This is a genomic window from Ideonella oryzae (genome assembly GCF_024055665.1).
GTDB classification, from domain to species: domain Bacteria; phylum Pseudomonadota; class Gammaproteobacteria; order Burkholderiales; family Burkholderiaceae_C; genus Ideonella; species Ideonella oryzae.
Genome location: NZ_JAMXMC010000002.1, coordinates 377,394 through 394,520, shown reverse-complemented (window position 1 = coordinate 394,520; position 17,127 = coordinate 377,394). Strand labels below are relative to the sequence as shown.

Genomic DNA, 17,127 nt, shown 5'->3' with positions numbered 1-17,127 from the left:
CGCCGATACCGCCCGATTCAGCGAAACAGCCCGGGATGGCGACGCTGGTAGGCCCCCTGAGCGGCCTCGGCCGGCAGGCTCAAAAAGGCCCGGTAGCCCGGGATGCACAGGTAGGCGCCCAGGCCCAGCAAGGTGCCCAAGGCCGCGCCGGCATACAGCACATCCACCCCGGCGTGCTGCAGGCCCCAGCCCGCCAGGGCGGGCCCCAGCGCCGCCGCGGCCTGCATCACCGTCAGGTTGACCGCGGTGAGCCGGGCCCGGTAATGCGGTGGCACGGCCAGCAGGCGCTGCGTCTGCCCCACCAACTGCACCGTGGTGACGCTGGCGCCCAGCAGGCCCAGCACCGGCAGCAGCCACGGCCCCTGCCGCAACCCGGCCAGCCCGGCCAGCGCCAGCACCTGGCCGGCCAGCGCGCCGTAGCTGGTGACCGGCCGGCCCCAACGCCGCACCAGGGCCCCCGAGCCGCCCAGCGCAGCGGCCAGCGCGCCCACCGCCAGCGCGGCCTCACAGGCCCCCAGCCAGCCCCCGCCCAAGCCCAGGGACTGGACCTTCAGCGGCAACAGCAGGCCCATGCCCAGCTGCACGAAGAGGCTGACCACAAAGGTCGCCAGCGTCCAGTAGCGCTCCAGGGGCATCGCCCACTTCACCTGCCAGCCGCTGCGCAACGCCTGCCACCAGGCCCGCGGCGCCTCGCCGGCGGTGGGCGGCGGCAGCCCGCCGTGGCGCAACAGCTGCTGGGCCATCGCGGCCGCCACCAGCATCAGCCCCAGGTACAGCGCCAGCGCCATGCCCACGCCGGCCACGCCCAGCACCGAGCCCGCCAGCACCGGACCCAGCACGCGGCCGATGGCCTGGGCACTCTTCTGCAGGCCCAGGCCCCGCGTCAGCTGGGCCGGCGGCAGCAGCTCGGGCGTGACGCTGAGCGCGGCCGGGGTGATGACGGCAAAGGCCCCCATGCCCCAGGCGGTGAGCAGCAGCACCCCCGCGAGGCTGTAACGCCCGGTGAGACACAGCGCGGCCAGGCCGCCGGCCTGCAGCGCCATGGCCCACAGCCCCAGGGCCACCAGGCGCCGCTTGCCGAACCGGTCCCCCAGCGGAGCCAGCAGCGGCATGGCCAGCAGGCTCATCGCCCCCGCCGACACGGCATAGAGCGCCAGGTGCCGGGCCCCCCCTGCTTGCAGCACCCACCAGGGCAAGGCCACCTGGCCGGCCCGCCAGGCGGTCAGCATCAGGGCGTCGCAGCCCAGCAGCCAGCGCATGGCCACCGGCAGGGCAAACCGCGGCTCGGGCGGGACGGGGCTGGCGTTCATGGGCCGGAACGGTACATTCCGGAGTCCATGCGGGCCATCCCCAACCGGGACGCGGCCCTCCTCCGTTCCTGTCACGCGTCCACCCCATGCGCCACACGACGACCGCCCTGTGCCTGATCACCGCGCTGCTGGCCAGCGCCTGCAGCTCGCTGCCCTCCGCCGACAGCGGCTTGCTGGCGCCCAACCCCAACCTGGTGGTGCAAGGCATTCCGCCGGTGCCGATGAGCCTGGTCAAGGCGGTGGAGAAGTACACCGAGTTCAGCGGCGACAGCTTCGTCGACTGGCATCCGAACCGGCGCGAGATGCTGATCAGCCACCGCGCCCAGGGCGCCAGCACACCGCAGCTCTACCGCCTGAGCGGCCCGATGGCCGAGCCGGAGGCCCTGACCGAGTTCGCCGACCCGGTGCGGGTGGGCCGCTACGACCCGCGCGACGGCCGCTACATCGTCTTCCAGCGCGCGGCCGGCGGCAACGAGGCCGACCAGCTCTACCGACTGGACCTGGACACCCGCGTGGTGACCCCGCTGGTGGAGCCCGGCCAGCGCTACGCCATGAACGTCTGGCTGCACGGCAACACCGCCCCGGGCGCAGAGGCGCCGCCGGCCCGCCTGCTCTACACCGCGGTGCCGCTGGACCGCACGGCCCCGGGCGGCAGCCGCGCCAGCGTGGACACCACGCTCTGGCTGGGCGACCCGCTGCACCCCGAGGGCCGCCGCGCCGTCGCCACCCTGCCCGGCACGGGCTGGGAGGCCCAGGCCGTCTCGCCCGACGACCGCCAGGTGGCGTTGCTGCACTACCTGTCGGCCAACCGCACCGAGGTCTGGCTGCTCGACCTGGCCAGCGGCGAGAAGCGCCAGCTGCTGCCCCAGGCCGGAGACACCGCCGCCACCACCTGGTTCCCCCAGGCCTTTCAGCCTGACGGCCAGGGCCTGCTGCTGACCAGCGACGCCCGTGGCGAGTTCCGCCAGCTGCTGCGCCTGGACCTGAAGAGTGGCCAGCTCCGCCCGGCGCAGCTCAGCATCCCCTGGGACCTGGACCTGGCCAGCAGCACCGAGGAAGGGGACCTGCTGGCCGTGCTGGCCAACGAGGACGGCCGCGAGGTGCTGCACCTGGTGGACAGCCGCACCCTCAGCGAGGTGCCGCAACCCGCCCTGCCGGAAGGCACGGTGGGGCAGGCCAGCTTCCACCCGGCCAGCCGCGAGCTGGCCTTCTCGCTCAACAGCAGCGCCGGCCCCAGCCAGCTCTACAGCCTGAACCCGGCCAGCGGCCAGGTGCAGCAATGGACAGAGGCGCGCACCCCGGAAGGCGTGGACCCCCGCCAGTTCGCCCGCCAGGCGGTGGTGCGTTGGAAGAGCTTTGACGGCCTGAGCATCTCGGGCCTGATCTCACGCGCCGACCCGCAGCGCTTTCCGGGCCGCCGGCCGGTGCTGATCGCCATCCACGGCGGCCCCGAGGGCCAGGCCAGCGTGGGCTTTCTGGGCCGGGGCAACTACTACGTGCAGGAACTGGGCGTCACCCTCATCCAGCCCAATGTGCGCGGCTCCAGCGGCTTCGGCAAGACCTTCCTGGCCGCGGACAACGGCATGAAGCGCGAGGACTCGGTCAAGGACATCGGCGCCCTGCTCGACTGGATCGCCACCCAGCCCGACCTGGACCCGAGCCGCGTGCTGGTGACCGGCGGCAGCTACGGCGGCTACATGAGCCTGGCCGTGGCCGAGCACTACGCCGACCGCATCGCCGGCAACATCGACATCGTCGGCATCTCGCACTTCGTCACCTTCCTGAACAACACCGAGAGCTACCGGCGCGACCTGCGCCGCGTGGAGTACGGCGACGAGCGCGACCCGGCGATGCGCGCCTTCCTGGATCGCATCTCGCCACTGGCCAACGCCGAGAAGATCCAGAAGCCGATGTTCGTGGTGCAGGGCAAGAACGACCCGCGCGTGCCCTGGACCGAGGCCGAGCAGATCGTGGCCAAGGCCCGTGCCAACGGCGTGCCCGTGTGGTATCTGCGCGCCGAGAACGAAGGCCACGGCTTCCAGCGCAAGGAGAACGCCGACTTCCAGTTCTACGCCACGGTGCTGTTCATGCAGCAGACGCTGCTCAAGCCGCAAAACTGAGCACTCCCGTCACGCGACGGTCACCGTCGCCGGCAAACATGGCCCGCTGCCCGCCGCTGCGGGCCCTTGTTTTTCCGGAGCATGACCCATGGATCGCCGTCGCTTTCTGAAGCTGAGCAGCTTCTTCTCCGTCTCCTCCCTGACTGCCGGTCTGTCTGCCGGGCTGAGCGCCTGCAACGGGGACGACCCCAGCACCCCCGAAGCCACCGGCGCCAACTGGAAGTTCCCGCAGAGCGTGGCCTCGGCGGACCCGCGGCCCGACAGCATCGTGCTGTGGACCCGGGTGTCACCCAGCAGCGTGGATGACGCCGCGTCCCTGCAGGGTGGCTCGGACGTCGCCATCCGCCTGGTGGTGACAGCCGCGGACAACGGCGCCATGTTGGGCAGCGACAGTCCTCTGGTCGGCACGGCCCTGGCCGACCTGAAACTGACGGCCTATGCCGACTACGACGGCACCATCCGCCACAAGCTGACCGGCCTGTCCCCGGCCACGACTTACTATTACCAGTTCACCGCCGGGGCCGTGCGCTCCAAGGTGGGCCGTTTCAAGACCGCCCCGGCCAGCGGCGCGGCGCTGGACCAACTGCGCTTCGCCTTCATCACCTGCCAGGACTGGAGCATCAACCACTGGGCCGGCTACGAGCACCTGGTGGCCAGCGAAACCGACCTGGACTTCTTCCTGCACCTGGGCGACTACATCTACGAAACGGTGGGCGCCGACTTCCAGACCGGCCTGGTGGAGAGCCGCCATGCCGCGATGACCCTGCCCGAGGGCGCTACCAAGGCCGACGGCAGCAGCGGCAAGTACGCCAATGCGCTGGACGACTACCGCTACCTCTACAAGACCTACCGCAGCGACAGCCGCATCCAGGCCCTGCATGAGCGCTTCGCGATGATCGCCATCTGGGACGACCACGAGTTCAGCGACGACTGCTGGCAGGACGCGGAGACCTACGACCTGGGGACCTACGACGCCGCCACCGGGGCGGCCGACAACACCCGCCAGACGCCCCGCCGCCTGCACGCCAACCGGGCCTGGTTCGAGTTCATGCCGGCCGATGTGAGCTACGACGCCAACAGCAGCAGCATCGACGCGATCCAGATCTACCGCAGCTTCCAGTTCGGCAACCTGGCCCAGTTGGCCATGACCGACGAGCGCCTCTACCGCGCCGACCACACCCTCCCCGAGGCGGCCGTGGGCTCCAGCATCGGCTCGCGCTACATGGTGCCGGCGGCCACCATCGCTTCGGCCACCGCCGCCAAGATGGCGGCCACGCAGTCCGCCGGCGCGGCCGACCCGCTGGCCCCCGTGTCCATGCTGGGCACCACCCAGCGTGCCTGGTGGCAGGACACGATGAAGCAGGCCACCACCACCTGGAAGCTGTGGGGCAATGAAGTCTCGCTGCTGCGCATGGGCCTGAACGGCACCGACGCCATCGCCACGCTGGTGGCCCTGAACGCCATCGGCACCCTGGCCACCCAGATCGGCAGCGCCGCCAGCAGCACCGGCAGCGTGACGGTGGCGGCGGCCCTGGTGGCGGCCATGACGGCCGGCGCCAGCCAGACCACGGCCACCAACGCGGCCGTGGCCATCGCCACCGCCGACGCGACGAGCGCCGACCTGGCCACCGCCGCCGTGGGCGCGGGCCTGAACACCATCCAGGCCGGCATCGCCGTGGCCGCCTACGGTGCCGCCAAGTCAGCGGCCACCGCGGGCAGCACGGCCCAGGCGGGCGCGGCCGCCCAGGTGATCGCCTTCGGCCTGATCCAACCCGACATCCAGGCCCACGGGGTCGGCTCCAGCTTCATCACCGCCGCGGGCCTGCAAACCAGTCTGGCGCCTTACTTCCAGAAGTTCCTGCTCAACTGCGACCAGTGGGACGGCTACAACGCCGAGCGCAAGTCGATGATGGGCTTTCTGCGCGACCACGCCATCCAGAACGTGGTGGCGCTGACCGGTGACATCCACGCCTTCTTCGCCGGCACGGTGCGCGACGACTACGACGCCGAAACGGGCCAGGACGTGATGGTGGACCTGGTGACCGCGGGCATGAGCTCGGACTCCTTCTTCTCCTACCTCAGCAGCGCGGTGGGCGACCTGTCGGCCGAACTGGCCACGCTGGTGGTCTACACCCTGTCCATTCCGACGTCGGCCGGCCCCCTGAGCGTGCCCTTCAACCTGCTGGACTACACCATGGGCAAGGCCACGCCCACGCTGGACAGCCTGGCCGAGCAAGCCCGCGTGCGGCTGCGCGGCGCGCTGGCCCAGGCCGGCATGGCCGAGGCCGCGCTGGACAGCACGACCGACACGGTGTTGACCGCCCTGAAGGCCGACAGCGGCTTCAACACCACGCTGCTGGGGCTGGCCCAGCAGCTGGCCGGGCTGAACTCCAACCCCTGGCTGCAGCACGTCAACACCGACGCCCAGGGCTATTCGGTGGTGACGCTGACGGCCCAGCAGCTGAGCTGCGAGTTCCGCCAGGTCAACCGGCTGGTGGGCAGCAGCGCCCCGGCCACCTCGGTCATCGCCCGCACCACCACCGCGGTGGTGACGGCCGGCACCGCGGCCGTCACGGTGAGCTGAACAAGGCCGATGCGGCTCAGCCCCGCTTGAGCCGCATCACCTCGCGCGTGGCCCGGCTGCGCGCCTTCCACACCGACAGCTGCTCGCGCCGTTGCAAGGCGTCCTGCTCATGCCGGCGCGCCTCGCGCTGCAGCTTGTGCCAGCTCAGCAGGCGGTCGGGCGAGACCCGGCCGCGCACCGCGCAGCCGGGCTCCTCCTCGTGCTGGCAGTCGCGAAAGCGGCAGTGGTGCGACAGCGCCGCGATGTCGTCGAAGGCGCGCGCCAGATCGGCCTCGTCGGCATCCAGCTGTAGGCCCCGCAGGCCCGGTGTGTCGATCACGCAGGCCCCGGAGGGACACAGGTGCAGCGAGCGCGCGGTGGTCGTGTGGCGTCCGCGGCCATCGTGCTCGCGCGCGGCGCCGGTGGGCTGCGCATCGTCAGCGCCATGGCCGGCCAGGGTGTTGAGCAGCGTGCTCTTGCCCGCTCCGCTGGAGCCCAGCAGCACCAGGGTGCGCCCCGGCGCCAGCCAGGGCGACAGCGCCTGGGCCGCCTGGGCCTGGCGCCCGTCCACCGCCAGCACCGGGGGCTGCAGCGCGCCTGCCCCCAGGTGCTGATGCACCGCACGCACGCGGGCGTCCGGATCGGCATGGCAGTCGGCCTGGGTGAGCACCACCACCGGGTCCACCTCGGCCAGGCGCACCAGGGCCAGGTAGCGGTCCAGGCGGCGCAGGTTGAAGTCGTGCCCGCAGGTCATCACCAGCAAGGCATGGTCCACATGGCTGACCAGGCCCTGGCGGTGCCCGCTGGCATCCCGCCGCACCAGGCGGTGGTCGGGTGGCAGCTGGGCCGAGATCCACTGGCCGCCGCAGCCGTCCGGGCGGGCCAGCACCCAGTCACCGACGGTCAGGCCCTCGCCCTGCACCTGCAGGCGCGCCTGCAGGGCGGGCCACAGCCGGGCCTCGTGGAGTTGGTGGCCGTCGTGCAGGGTGCAGCGGTCGCGCTGCACCTCGACGACGCGCATCAGGCGCTCTTCGTCCTGGGTGGACAGGCCCAGGGCCTGGGAAACAAGAGAGGTCTGGAGGCCGAGACGACGCAAGGCGTCGAAGTCGTTCGAGTCGAACATGGGAGTCGCTTCCGTGGGCCGGCCACGGGGGGCCCGCCCGGGTGCGCGCAAGGCGCACAGGGTCGAGAGACGCGCAGGCGCCAACGGGCGCACGCGTGACGGCGGAAGGGGCCGTGACCGGAAGGAAGCGGGAGGAAGGTGCCCCGGTGGGGCGACGCGGATGGCACACCCGCGAGAAGAATCAACCGGCGCTCAACGGGCCACGGCAGGGTGGGAAAGATCTGTGCGGTGCATCATGGTCGTCCTCCTGCGGGTTGAGGGGTTGATGAATGAGATGAGAGGCGCACTCTGCGCCCGGTCACCGGAGCTTGTCAAGCACAATGCCTGGCATGCAAGAGATCGAACTGCCGCTGCGCGGCGAGCACATCCCCCTGGACGCCCTGCTCAAGGCCACCGGCCTGGCCCCCAGCGGCGGCACGGCCAAGCAGCTGATTGCCGCGGGCGACGTGCAGGTGGACGGACAGGTGGAACTGCGCAAGACCTGCAAGATCCGCGCAGGCCAGCGCGTCACGCTGGGCGACCAGGCCGTGCACGTGGTGGCCGACACGGAAACCGGCGAGGGCTAAGCCCCCGCCCGGGGTCCGGAGTCCACCCCGCGCTCAGAGCTTCATCTCGAGCTGCAGCGCCCAGTTGATGTAGCTGCGCGACAGCGTGGTGGCCGTTTCATCGCCCACGGTGCTGGCCGTCTCCACTTCGCGCGGGTCCAGGTTGCTGGCGCTCAGCCGCACCCGGGCATTGGGGGAGATCTGGTAGAGCCCGTAGAGGTCGACGACCCGCTTGGGGCTCTGCAACGCCCACTGGTTCTCCGACAGGCGGGTGCGGTAGCCCGGCGTCCAGTTGACGTTGCCGCCCACCGTCACCGGGGTGTGCGGGATCTTGTAGTCGGCCCCCAGGTTCAGCGAGCCCGCGGCCTGCTGGCTCAGGCGGTTGTCCGGCCCGGGCACCCCGTCCACGCGCGACTGGTAGAGGCTGGCGTTGCTGCGCAGGTCCACCGCCGGCGCATCGGCCCACAAGGTGGTCAACCGGAACTTGGCTTCCAGCTCAATGCCCTGGGTGGAGGCGTTGCCGATGTTCTGCGGGCGGGCCACCCAGCGGGTGCTGCCATCGCCCTGCGGCACGGCCGTGGTCAGGGTGCGCATCAGGTTGCTGATGCGGCGCGCAAACAGGTTGGCGCTGAGCATGCCGCCATCGTCCAGGTAGACCTCGTAGGCCAGGTCCACCCCGGTGGCCAGTTCGGGCTTCAGGTTCGGATTGCCGGCCTTGTCCGGGTTGGTCTCGGAATTGGTGCCCTTGGCCAGCCAGGTCGTGCCGATCAGGTCACTCAGGTCGGGCGAGCGGTAGCTGCGGGTCAGGCTGATGCGGATCTGGTCGCGGCTCTTGGGGTCGAACTTGTAGACCGCATGCAGCAGCGGCGTCCAGACGCTGCTGAGGTTGCTGTGGTTCACATCGTCGCTGCCCTGGCTCTGGGTGCGGATGCCCTCCCAGCGCAGGCCGGCATAGGCGGCCCACTGCGGGCTGATGTTCCACTCGTCCTGCGCATAGCCGGCCAGCCGCAGGCTGTTGGCGAGGTAGTCATCCCCATAGTCGGCGGTGGCGGGCACGCCGTTGGTGAGCTGCTGGCTGGTCTGGTTGCGGCGCGCGTACTCGCTCTCGAAGCCGGTGACCAGGCTGTGGTCGTTCTCCAGCAGCAGGCTGTACTTGGCGCTGGCGTTGCCGGTGCGCTCCACGCCCTGTGAGCGGTCGTCCTCCAGTGGGTCACCGCCCTGCTCGCTGTCGAACTCGGTGGTCCAGCTGTGGCTGAGGTTGCGCGACTGGCCCACCCCCGCCTTGAGCTCCAGGCTGCCCTCGCCGGCCCGGCCGCGCCACTGGCTGTTGACCCGCGCCAGCGAGAACTCGCTGTCCGTCTTGCTGCTGCTGGCGCTGTAGGGCAGCGTGCCCAGGGCCCCAGGCTCGAAGCTCGAGTCACCATGGCTGCTGCCGCTGGAGTACACCAGCATCGGCATCAGCATCAGTGTGTCGCCATCCTCGAACTTCCACTGGAACTTGCTGCCCAGGTGCACCCCGTTGCGGGTGCTGTTGGAGCGCTTGTCCTCGGTGCGGTCGTCGGTGTCGTTGACGGTGCGGACCTGGCTGGCATCGGCCCGGTCGAAGCGGAAGGCCGAGAGCGTGACGTTGTAGTTCATCGGCCCCAGCGTGTCTTCGCGCGACCACGAGGCCCGCGGCTGCACGCGGCCATTTTCCAGGCCGATGCTGGCCCGCACATCGTTGCGGCGCTTGGTGAAGCCGTCGCGGGTGATGATGTTGATGGTGCCGGCGATCGCCCGGGCGCCCGTCTCGGCGGTGGGCGCGCGCAGGATCTCGATGCGTTCGATCTGGTCCGGGTCGATGGAGTCGAGCGACAAGCCGCCCTGCACCCGCTCGCCGTCCAGCAGGATCTGGGTGTAGCCGCCGCCCAGGCCGCGCATGCGGATGTTGCCGCCACGCCCAGGTGTGCCCGACAACGTGACGCCCGGCAGGCGCTTGAGCAGGTCGCCCACGGTGCTGTCACCGAATTTCTCGATCTCGTCGCGTCCGACGATGATCTTGGCCGCGGTGGAGCGCCGCCGCTCCTCGACGTCGCTGAGCTTGTTGCCGTTGATCTGGATCTGTTGCACCGTGGGGCTGGCCGGCGGAGCCGTCTGCGCCGGTGCCGATGCTGGCGGCGCCGGCGTGGCAGTGGGCGTCGACTGCGCCAAGCTGCACAGGGGGCTGATCAGCAGGCCGGCCGCCGCGAGACTCTGGCCCAGAAGGGAAAGACGCATGGCCGGACGGGGGCGCCGGAGGGGTGTGGACGACAAGAAGGCCTCGGATTCTGTTGGGATGCGGGAACGACGCGCATCGGGCGGCGGCGGGCTTCGCACAGGCGAAGCGACACGCGTCTGCTGTGAATTGTGAAGTCCGACCGAGTTCCCAGTTTGTCGAAACTGACACAAGCTGATAGAATCTCAGGCTTGGAGCAAAAATGCTGACCGCCACGGACTGGATTCCTTCTGGTCTTTCTGTGTGAGTTGGTCTTTTGCCGGAGCCATCTGGCCGCTCCTGCGGACTTGATCTGGTCCTGAACCGGTTCAAGCCGCCTTTCGCACATCCCCTTCGACCCTCCGGTTTTTTGCCTTGCGCGCTTCGGCATGCGGGGTAGTTCAGCAGAGCCGGGCAGGCTGCTTTTGCAGTTGGCCCAGCGCGGTCGGTGGCGATGCCTTTTACTGCCCCACCGCGCCGTTTTCAGCCTGCCTTCCGTGGGTTGACCGGTGCTCTCCAAGGTTGATCATGAGTTTTGAATCCCTGGGTCTCGACGAGACCCTGCTGAGCGCTGTTCGCACCGCCGGCTACGAGAACCCCACCGAAGTCCAGGCCCGCGCCATCCCCGCAGCCCTGCAAGGCCGCGACCTGCGCGTGTGCTCTTCCACCGGCAGCGGCAAGACCGCTTCCTTCGTGCTGCCCGCGCTGATGCGCGTGCTCGAGGCCCGCAAGGATCCGGCCAACAAGCCCAAGCGCGGCGAAATCAAGGGCCCGCGCATCCTGGTGCTGGTGCCCACCCGTGAACTGTCGATGCAGGTGGCCAAGGCCGCCTCCGACTACGGTCGCAACGTGCCCTGGCTGACCGTGACCAGCGTGGTCGGCGGCGTGCCCTACCCCGCCCAGCTCAAGGCCCTGCGCAGCCCGCTGGACATCCTGATCGCCACCCCGGGCCGCCTGATCGACCACATCCAGAGCGGCAAGGCCGTGCTGGACAACGTCGAGATGCTGGTGCTGGACGAGGCCGACCGCATGCTGGACATGGGCTTCATCGAGGACATCGAGCACATTGCCGAGCAACTGCCCGCCAAGCGCCAGACCCTGATGGCCAGCGCCACCTTCGACGGCGAAGTCGGCCGTCTGGCCCAGCGCCTGCAGAAGGACGACGTCGAGCGCATCGAAATCGCCGGCCACACCGCCAAGCACGAGAACATCACCCAGCAACTGATGTGGGCCGACAGCCTGGACCACAAGAAGGCCCTGCTGGACAGCCTGCTGACCGACAACGCGGTGGACCAGGCCGTGGTCTTCACCAGCACCCAGGTGGATGCCGACTTCCTGGCCGACCGTCTGGCCGACATGGGTCACCGCGTGGCCGCCCTGCACGGTGGCATGCCGCAAGGCCGCCGCAACCGCGTGCTGCAAGGCCTGCGCAGCCGCCAGCTGCGCATCCTGGTGGCCACCGACGTGGCCGCCCGTGGCATTGACGTGCCCACCATCACCCACGTCATCAACTACGGCCTGCCGCTCAAGGCCGAGGACTACGTGCACCGCATCGGCCGCACCGGCCGTGCCGGCCGCGAAGGCCGTGCGGTCACGCTGGCCGAGCGCCGTGACGTGCCGATGATCCGTCGCATCCAGCACTACACCACCCAGCCCATCCCGGTGGCCACGGTGGAAGGCCTGGAGCCGAGCCGGCCGTCGCCGGAGATCTTCAACCAGCGCCCGCCGCGTGGCGGTGCCCCCCGCGGTCGCGGTGGTTTTGGTGGCGGCTTCGGCGGTGGCTTCAGTGGCCAGCAGGACCGCCAGGGCTACGGCGCACGCCCCCCGCGTGACCGCCGTCCGAACGACCGCCCCTTCGAGCAGCGCTCGGAGCGTCCGGCCTTCGGTCGTCAGGACGGTCCGTTCGAACGCCGTGACGGCGGCCACTTCGAGCAGCGCCGCGAAGGCGGTCAGTTCGAGCGCCGCGACAGCGCGCCCTTCGAGCATCGCGCCCCGCGCGCCGATCGCCCGGCCTTCGAGCGCCGCGAGGGTGGCGACCGCCCGCAGCGCGCCCCGTTCGAAGCCCGCCGCGAAGGCGGCTGGGAAGGCAACCGCGGCCCGCGTCAGGGCGCCGGCAAGCCGGCCTCTGCCGGCAACAAGCCGCGCTTTGCCAGCAACGGTTCCAACGCCGGCAAGCGTCCCCGGAAGGACGTGTAAGCCGTGGTGGGGTCCACTGTGTCCCCCACCGCGTAGATGTGGCGCAGCAAGCGCTGCGCCACCATCGGATCAAACGGGTTGCCGGCCTCAACGAATGCGTTGAAGGCATCGGCGTCCAGCACCTCGGCCCAGAGGTAGACGTAGTAGCCCGCGGCATAGCCCGCGCCGGCGAACAGATGCTGGAAATGCGGCAAGCGATGCCGCATGCCCACCGCCGGCGGCATGCCCAGCCGCCGCAGCGTGGCCTGCTCGAAGGCCACCACATCGCCCGGTCCCGCCGGGTCGCTCAGCGCGTGGATCTCCAGGTCCACCAGCGCGCTGCCGGTGTAGCTCACCGTCTCATAACCCTGCCCCCAGCGCCGTGCCGTCTGCAGACGGTCGATCAGCGCCTGCGGGATGGGTTCGCCCGTCTGCCAGTGGCGGGCGTGGCGGCGCAGCACCTCGGGCTCGCCCAGCCAATGTTCGAACAACTGCGAAGGCAGCTCCACGAAATCGCGCAGCACCTGGGTGCCGGCCAGCCGGTGGTAGGTGACGTTGGACAGCAGCCCGTGCAGGCCATGGCCGAACTCGTGGAACAGCGTGCGCGCGTCGTCGAAGGACAGCAGCGTGGGCTGGCCGGGCGCGGCCTTGGCGAAATTGTTGTTGTTGACGATGATGGGCCGGTCCACCCCACGGTTGCGCGACTGGTAGGCGAAGTCACTCATCCAGGCACCCGAGCGCTTGGTGGCCCGCGCGAAGTTGTCCTGCAGGAACAGCCCGGCGCTGCGCCCCTGGGCGTCGAACATCTCGTAGACCTGCACATCCGGGTGGTAGGCGCGCACCTCCGGCCGCACTTCGAAGCGCACGCCGAACAGGCGCTGGGCACAGTCGAACAGGGCCTCGACCATGCGCTCCAGCGAGAAATAGGGCTTCACCTCGGCGTCGTCGATGTCATAGCGGGCCTGGCGCACCTTCTCCGACCAGTAGCGCCAATCCCAGGCTTCGGGCTCGCCCTGCACGCCATGGCTGCGCATCATCGCGATCAGGGCCTGGCGCTCGCGCTCGGCCGCCGGCAGGGCACGCTGCCAGACCTCGCCCAGCAGCTGCCGCACCGCCCGCTGCGCCCCGGCCATGCTGTCGGTCAGCACGTAGTCGGCGTAGTTGTCGAAGCCGTGCTCGCGCGCCTGGGCGTTGCGCAGCACCAGGATGCGCTGGATCAGCGTGCGGTTGTCGGTCTCACCCGGCATCTCGCCGCGCCGGCTCCAGGCCTGCCAGGCCTGCTCGCGCAGGTCGCGGCAGTCGGAATAGGTCAGGAAGGGTTCGATCAACGAGCGGTTCAGGGTGATGACATGGGCCGCCTCATCCAGACCGCGCTCGGCGGCCGCCTGACGGGCCGCGGCCCGCACGAAATCCGGCAGACCGGCCAGATCGTCCTCGCCGCGCAGCACCAGCTGGTAGGCGGCCTCGTCGGCCAGCACGTTCTGGGCGAACTGGGTGCACAGCGTGGCCAGCTCCTGCATGATGGCGGCGTAGCGCTGCTGGGCCTGCGGCCCCAGGCGGGCGCCGGCGCGCACGCAGTCCAGGTGCAGACGCTCCAGCAGGCGCAGGGCCTCGGGCTCCAGGCCCAGACTGTGGCGCTGGGCGTGCAGGGCATCCAGCCGGGCGAACACCCCGGGGTGCATCTTCACCGCGCTGTCGTGCGCGGCCAGCGGCGCGGCCAGCTCGCGCTGCACCGCCTGCAAGGCTGGTGAGGTGGCCGAGGCCGTCAGGTTGGACAGCAGCGCGTCCAGGCGGTAGAGCCAGGCGCCCGAGCGATCCAGGGCCGCCACGGTGTTCTCGAAGCTGGGGGGCTCGGCCTGGGCCCCGATGGCGTCCAGTTCAAGGCGCTGCTCGGCCATGGCCGCCTGCAGGGCCGGCACGAAGTGCTCGGGGCGAATCTCATCGAAGGGCGGCAGCCCGAAGGGCGTGGACCAGGGGGACAGCAAGGGGTTGTTCTTGGTGTTCATCGAAGTCTCTTCTGGTCGAAAGCGTTTCATGGCGAAACGGTGACACCATGATGCCACCACGCCGGTGACAGGCCATGCCAGCCCTGGTGTGAACCGGGGTTCCAGACCGGTCGGCCTACACTGCCGGGCTTGCACGCTTGCCCATCTCCTCTCATCCCCTCTCCATGGCTCTCAAGTCCACCATCTACAAGGCCCAGATCCAGATCGCCGACATGGACCGCTCGCTCTATGCGGACCATTCGCTCACCCTGGCCCGCCACCCGTCCGAGACCGACGAGCGCATGATGATGCGGCTGCTGGCCTTTGCGCTGGCGGTGCCGGCCGACACCGACCGTGGCGCGCTGGAGTTCGCCGCGGGTCTGTCGGACACCGACGAGCCGGACCTGTGGCAGAAGGACCTGACCGGCGCCCTGGTGCAGTGGATCGAGGTGGGGCAGCCCGACGACCGCCGCCTGGCCAAGGCTTGCGGCCGGGCCGAGCAGGTGCGCATCTGGGCCTACGGCAGCTCCACCCCCATCTGGTGGCAGAGCATCGCCGGCAAGGTGGCCCGGCTGAGCAACCTGGAGGTCTGGCAGGTGCCCCCCGAGGCCAGTCGCGAGCTGGCCGCCCTGGCGGCACGTGGCATGCAGCTGCAGATCACGGTCCAGGAAGGGCAGATCTGGGTGGGCAACGGCGATCACTCGGTCGCCCTGGAACCGGTGGCGCTGCAACGCCCCACCGCGCGTCGCTGACCATCCCCAGAACAAGAGCCGGCATGGCCCCTATCATCGTCGTCCCGGTGTGACCTCAGGGAGCCCGGGCACCCCCTTGTTCGTGTTGATTGGCTGATGGCGCGACCCGCCCCGGCCGCTTGTTCCGGCACCACCCATGCCGCTTTCTCGCATGACCTTGCTCACCCGCCGCCAGGCCCTTGCCCTGCTGGGCGCCACCAGCGCCCCCTTCACCATGGCCCAGACCGCTGCTGCAACCCCTCTGCCCTCTACCGAAGAGGATCCCTTCCTGTGGCTGGAGGACGTGGAAGGCGAGCGCGCCCTGAACTGGGTGCGCGAGCACAACGCGACCAGCCGAAAGCTGCTGGAGGCCGAGCCGGGCTTTGCCGACACCCGCCAGAGCCTGCAGGCCATCCTGGATTCGAAGGAACGCATCCCTGCGGTGGTCCGCCGGGGCGACTGGCTCTACAACTTCTGGCGCGACGAAAAGAACCCCCGCGGCCTGTGGCGGCGCACCACGCTGCAGAGCTTTCAGCTGGCGGCGCCGACCTGGGACGTGATCCTGGACCTGGACGCCCTGGCCCGGGACGAGAAGGAGAACTGGGTCTGGGGCGGCGTCCAGCAGGTGGGCGGCCCATCCAACCGCTGCCTGATCTCGCTCTCGCGCGGCGGCGCCGACGCCAAGGTGGTGCGGGAATTCGACCTGGCCACCCGACGCTTCCTGGCCGACGGCTTCTCGCTGCCCGAAGCCAAGTCCGAAGTGGAGTGGCTGGACCAGGACCATCTTCTGGTCGGCACCGATTTCGGCCCCAGCGCGCTGACCGACTCCGGCTACCCGCGGGTGATCAAGCTGTGGAAGCGCGGCACCCCGCTGAGCGCGGCGAGCACCGTCTACGAAGGCCAGAAGGCCGATGTGGCGGCCTTCGCCTCGGTGGACCCGACACCTGGTTTCGAGCGGGTGGTGGTCGGCCGCTCGCCGGACTTCTACACCAACGAAATGGCCCTGTGGCAGGACGGCAAGCTGCTGCCCATCGACAAGCCACTGGACGCCCAACTGAGCTTCTGGCGCCAGCATGTGCTGATCAAGCTGCGCAGCGACTGGACCGTGGCCGGCCGCACCTGGCCCAGCGGCGCGCTGCTGCTGGGCGATGCGGCGGCCTACCTGAAGGGCGAGCGCCACTTCACGGCGCTGTTCACGCCCACCAGCACCCGTTCGCTGGATGCCTACACCACCACCGGCCAGCAGGTGCTGCTGTCGGTGATGGACAACGTGGCCAACCGTGTGGTGGCATGGCGCCAGGGCGCCCAGGGCCAGTGGGTCGAGCGCGCCATCGACACCCCCTTCCCCGGCACCCTGCAGGTCCAGGCCCTGCACGACCCGCAGGTGGCCCAGGATGCCCTGGCCGAGCAGTACCTGCTGTCCTACGTCGATTTCCTGACCCCGGACTCGCTGTACCTGGGTGACGCGACGACCGACCGGCTGGTCAAGATCAAGTCGCGCCCGGCCTTCTTCGACGCCAACGGCATGAAGGTGGAGCAGCATTTCGCCACCTCCAAGGACGGCACCCGGGTGCCCTACTTCGTCGTCTGGCCTCGGGGCGCCAAGGCGGATGGCAGCAACCCCACCCTGCTCTACGGCTATGGCGGCTTCGAGGTTTCGATGCAGCCCTGGTATTCGGCCAGCTGGGGCCAGGCCTGGCTCGCCCATGGCGGCGTGGCCGTGGTGGCCAACATTCGCGGCGGCGGCGAATACGGCCCGGCCTGGCACCAGGCCGCCGTCAAGGCCAACAAGCAGCACAGCTACGACGACTTCATCGCCGTGGCCGAGGACCTGGTGGCCCGCAAGATCACAGCGCCCAAGCACTTGGGCATCATGGGTGGCAGCAATGGCGGCCTGCTGATGGGCGCGGTGCTGGTGCAGCGGCCGGACCTGTTCAACGCCGTGGTCTGCCAGGTGCCGCTGCTGGACATGAAGCGCTTCAACAAGCTGTTGGCCGGCGCCAGCTGGATGGCCGAGTATGGCAACCCGGATGTGCCGGCCGAATGGGCCTACATCTCGCGCTACAGCCCCTACCAGAACGTCAAGGTCGGCGTGACCTACCCCAAGGTCTTCTTCGTCACCTCCACCCGCGACGACCGGGTGCACCCGGGCCATGCGCGCAAGATGGCCGCGCGCATGATGGCGCAGGGCCACGATGTGCTGTACTACGAGAACATCGAAGGGGGCCATGGCAGCGCGGCCAACAACGCCCAGTTGGCCGACCGCCAGGCCCTGGAGTTCGCCTTCCTGTGGGAGCAGCTGGGGCCCATGCCCCAGCGCTGACCCGCTGATCGACCGGAGC

Annotated in this window: 10 protein-coding genes; 6 read left to right on the top strand and 4 right to left on the bottom strand. The window is 70.0% G+C overall.

Annotated features, from left to right (window positions below; genetic code table 11):
* Positions 1-17: 17 nt before the first annotated feature.
* The gene (locus M0L44_RS04485; protein WP_252768460.1) at positions 18-1,310 is read right to left on the bottom strand and encodes an MFS transporter; all 1,293 of its coding nucleotides are present in this window, start codon (positions 1,308-1,310) and stop codon (positions 18-20) included.
* Positions 1,311-1,396: 86 nt separating this feature from the next.
* Here M0L44_RS04485 and M0L44_RS22070 point away from each other — a divergent pair, with 86 nt between their 5' ends.
* Both M0L44_RS22070 and M0L44_RS04475 read left to right on the top strand, forming a co-directional pair.
* Positions 1,397-3,430, top strand: a complete 2,034-nt coding sequence (locus M0L44_RS22070; RefSeq protein ID WP_290429034.1) for a S9 family peptidase — start codon at positions 1,397-1,399, stop codon at positions 3,428-3,430.
* Between the two features lie 88 nt (positions 3,431-3,518).
* Positions 3,519-6,014: an alkaline phosphatase D family protein gene (locus M0L44_RS04475; RefSeq protein ID WP_252768459.1), complete on the top strand. Its 2,496-nt coding sequence runs from the start codon at positions 3,519-3,521 to the stop codon at positions 6,012-6,014.
* Between the two features lie 16 nt (positions 6,015-6,030).
* Here M0L44_RS04475 and rsgA read toward each other — a convergent pair whose 3' ends face one another.
* A complete protein-coding gene (gene rsgA, locus M0L44_RS04470) occupies positions 6,031-7,116 on the bottom strand; it encodes a ribosome small subunit-dependent GTPase A (protein ID WP_252768458.1) in 1,086 nt (361 codons plus the stop codon).
* Positions 7,117-7,445: 329 nt separating this feature from the next.
* On the opposite strand from rsgA, the gene M0L44_RS04465 reads away from it, so the two are divergent.
* Positions 7,446-7,682, top strand: coding sequence for an RNA-binding S4 domain-containing protein (locus tag M0L44_RS04465; protein ID WP_252768457.1), 237 nt, complete (start codon positions 7,446-7,448; stop codon positions 7,680-7,682).
* Positions 7,683-7,715: 33 nt separating this feature from the next.
* Here the strand turns inward: M0L44_RS04465 and M0L44_RS04460 are convergent, their stop codons facing one another.
* Positions 7,716-9,917, bottom strand: coding sequence for a TonB-dependent receptor plug domain-containing protein (locus M0L44_RS04460; protein WP_252768456.1), 2,202 nt, complete (start codon positions 9,915-9,917; stop codon positions 7,716-7,718).
* 505 nt (positions 9,918-10,422) lie between these two features.
* Between M0L44_RS04460 and M0L44_RS04455 the strand changes: the two genes are divergently transcribed.
* Positions 10,423-12,090, top strand: a complete 1,668-nt coding sequence (locus tag M0L44_RS04455) for a DEAD/DEAH box helicase (RefSeq protein ID WP_252768455.1) — start codon at positions 10,423-10,425, stop codon at positions 12,088-12,090.
* On the opposite strand, the gene M0L44_RS04450 is transcribed toward M0L44_RS04455, so the two are convergent.
* The gene (locus tag M0L44_RS04450; protein WP_252768454.1) at positions 11,997-14,075 is read right to left on the bottom strand and encodes a M3 family metallopeptidase; all 2,079 of its coding nucleotides are present in this window, start codon (positions 14,073-14,075) and stop codon (positions 11,997-11,999) included. The genes M0L44_RS04455 and M0L44_RS04450 overlap by 94 nt on opposite strands.
* A gap of 164 nt (positions 14,076-14,239) precedes the next feature.
* Here M0L44_RS04450 and M0L44_RS04445 point away from each other — a divergent pair, with 164 nt between their 5' ends.
* Both M0L44_RS04445 and M0L44_RS04440 read left to right on the top strand, forming a co-directional pair.
* Entirely contained in the window at positions 14,240-14,806 is a 567-nt protein-coding gene (locus tag M0L44_RS04445) for a YaeQ family protein (protein WP_252768453.1), read from the top strand.
* A gap of 151 nt (positions 14,807-14,957) precedes the next feature.
* On the top strand, positions 14,958-17,108 hold the full coding sequence (locus M0L44_RS04440; RefSeq protein ID WP_435526381.1) for a prolyl oligopeptidase family serine peptidase: 2,151 nt from the start codon (positions 14,958-14,960) through the stop codon (positions 17,106-17,108).
* The last annotated feature ends 19 nt before the right edge of the window (positions 17,109-17,127 follow it).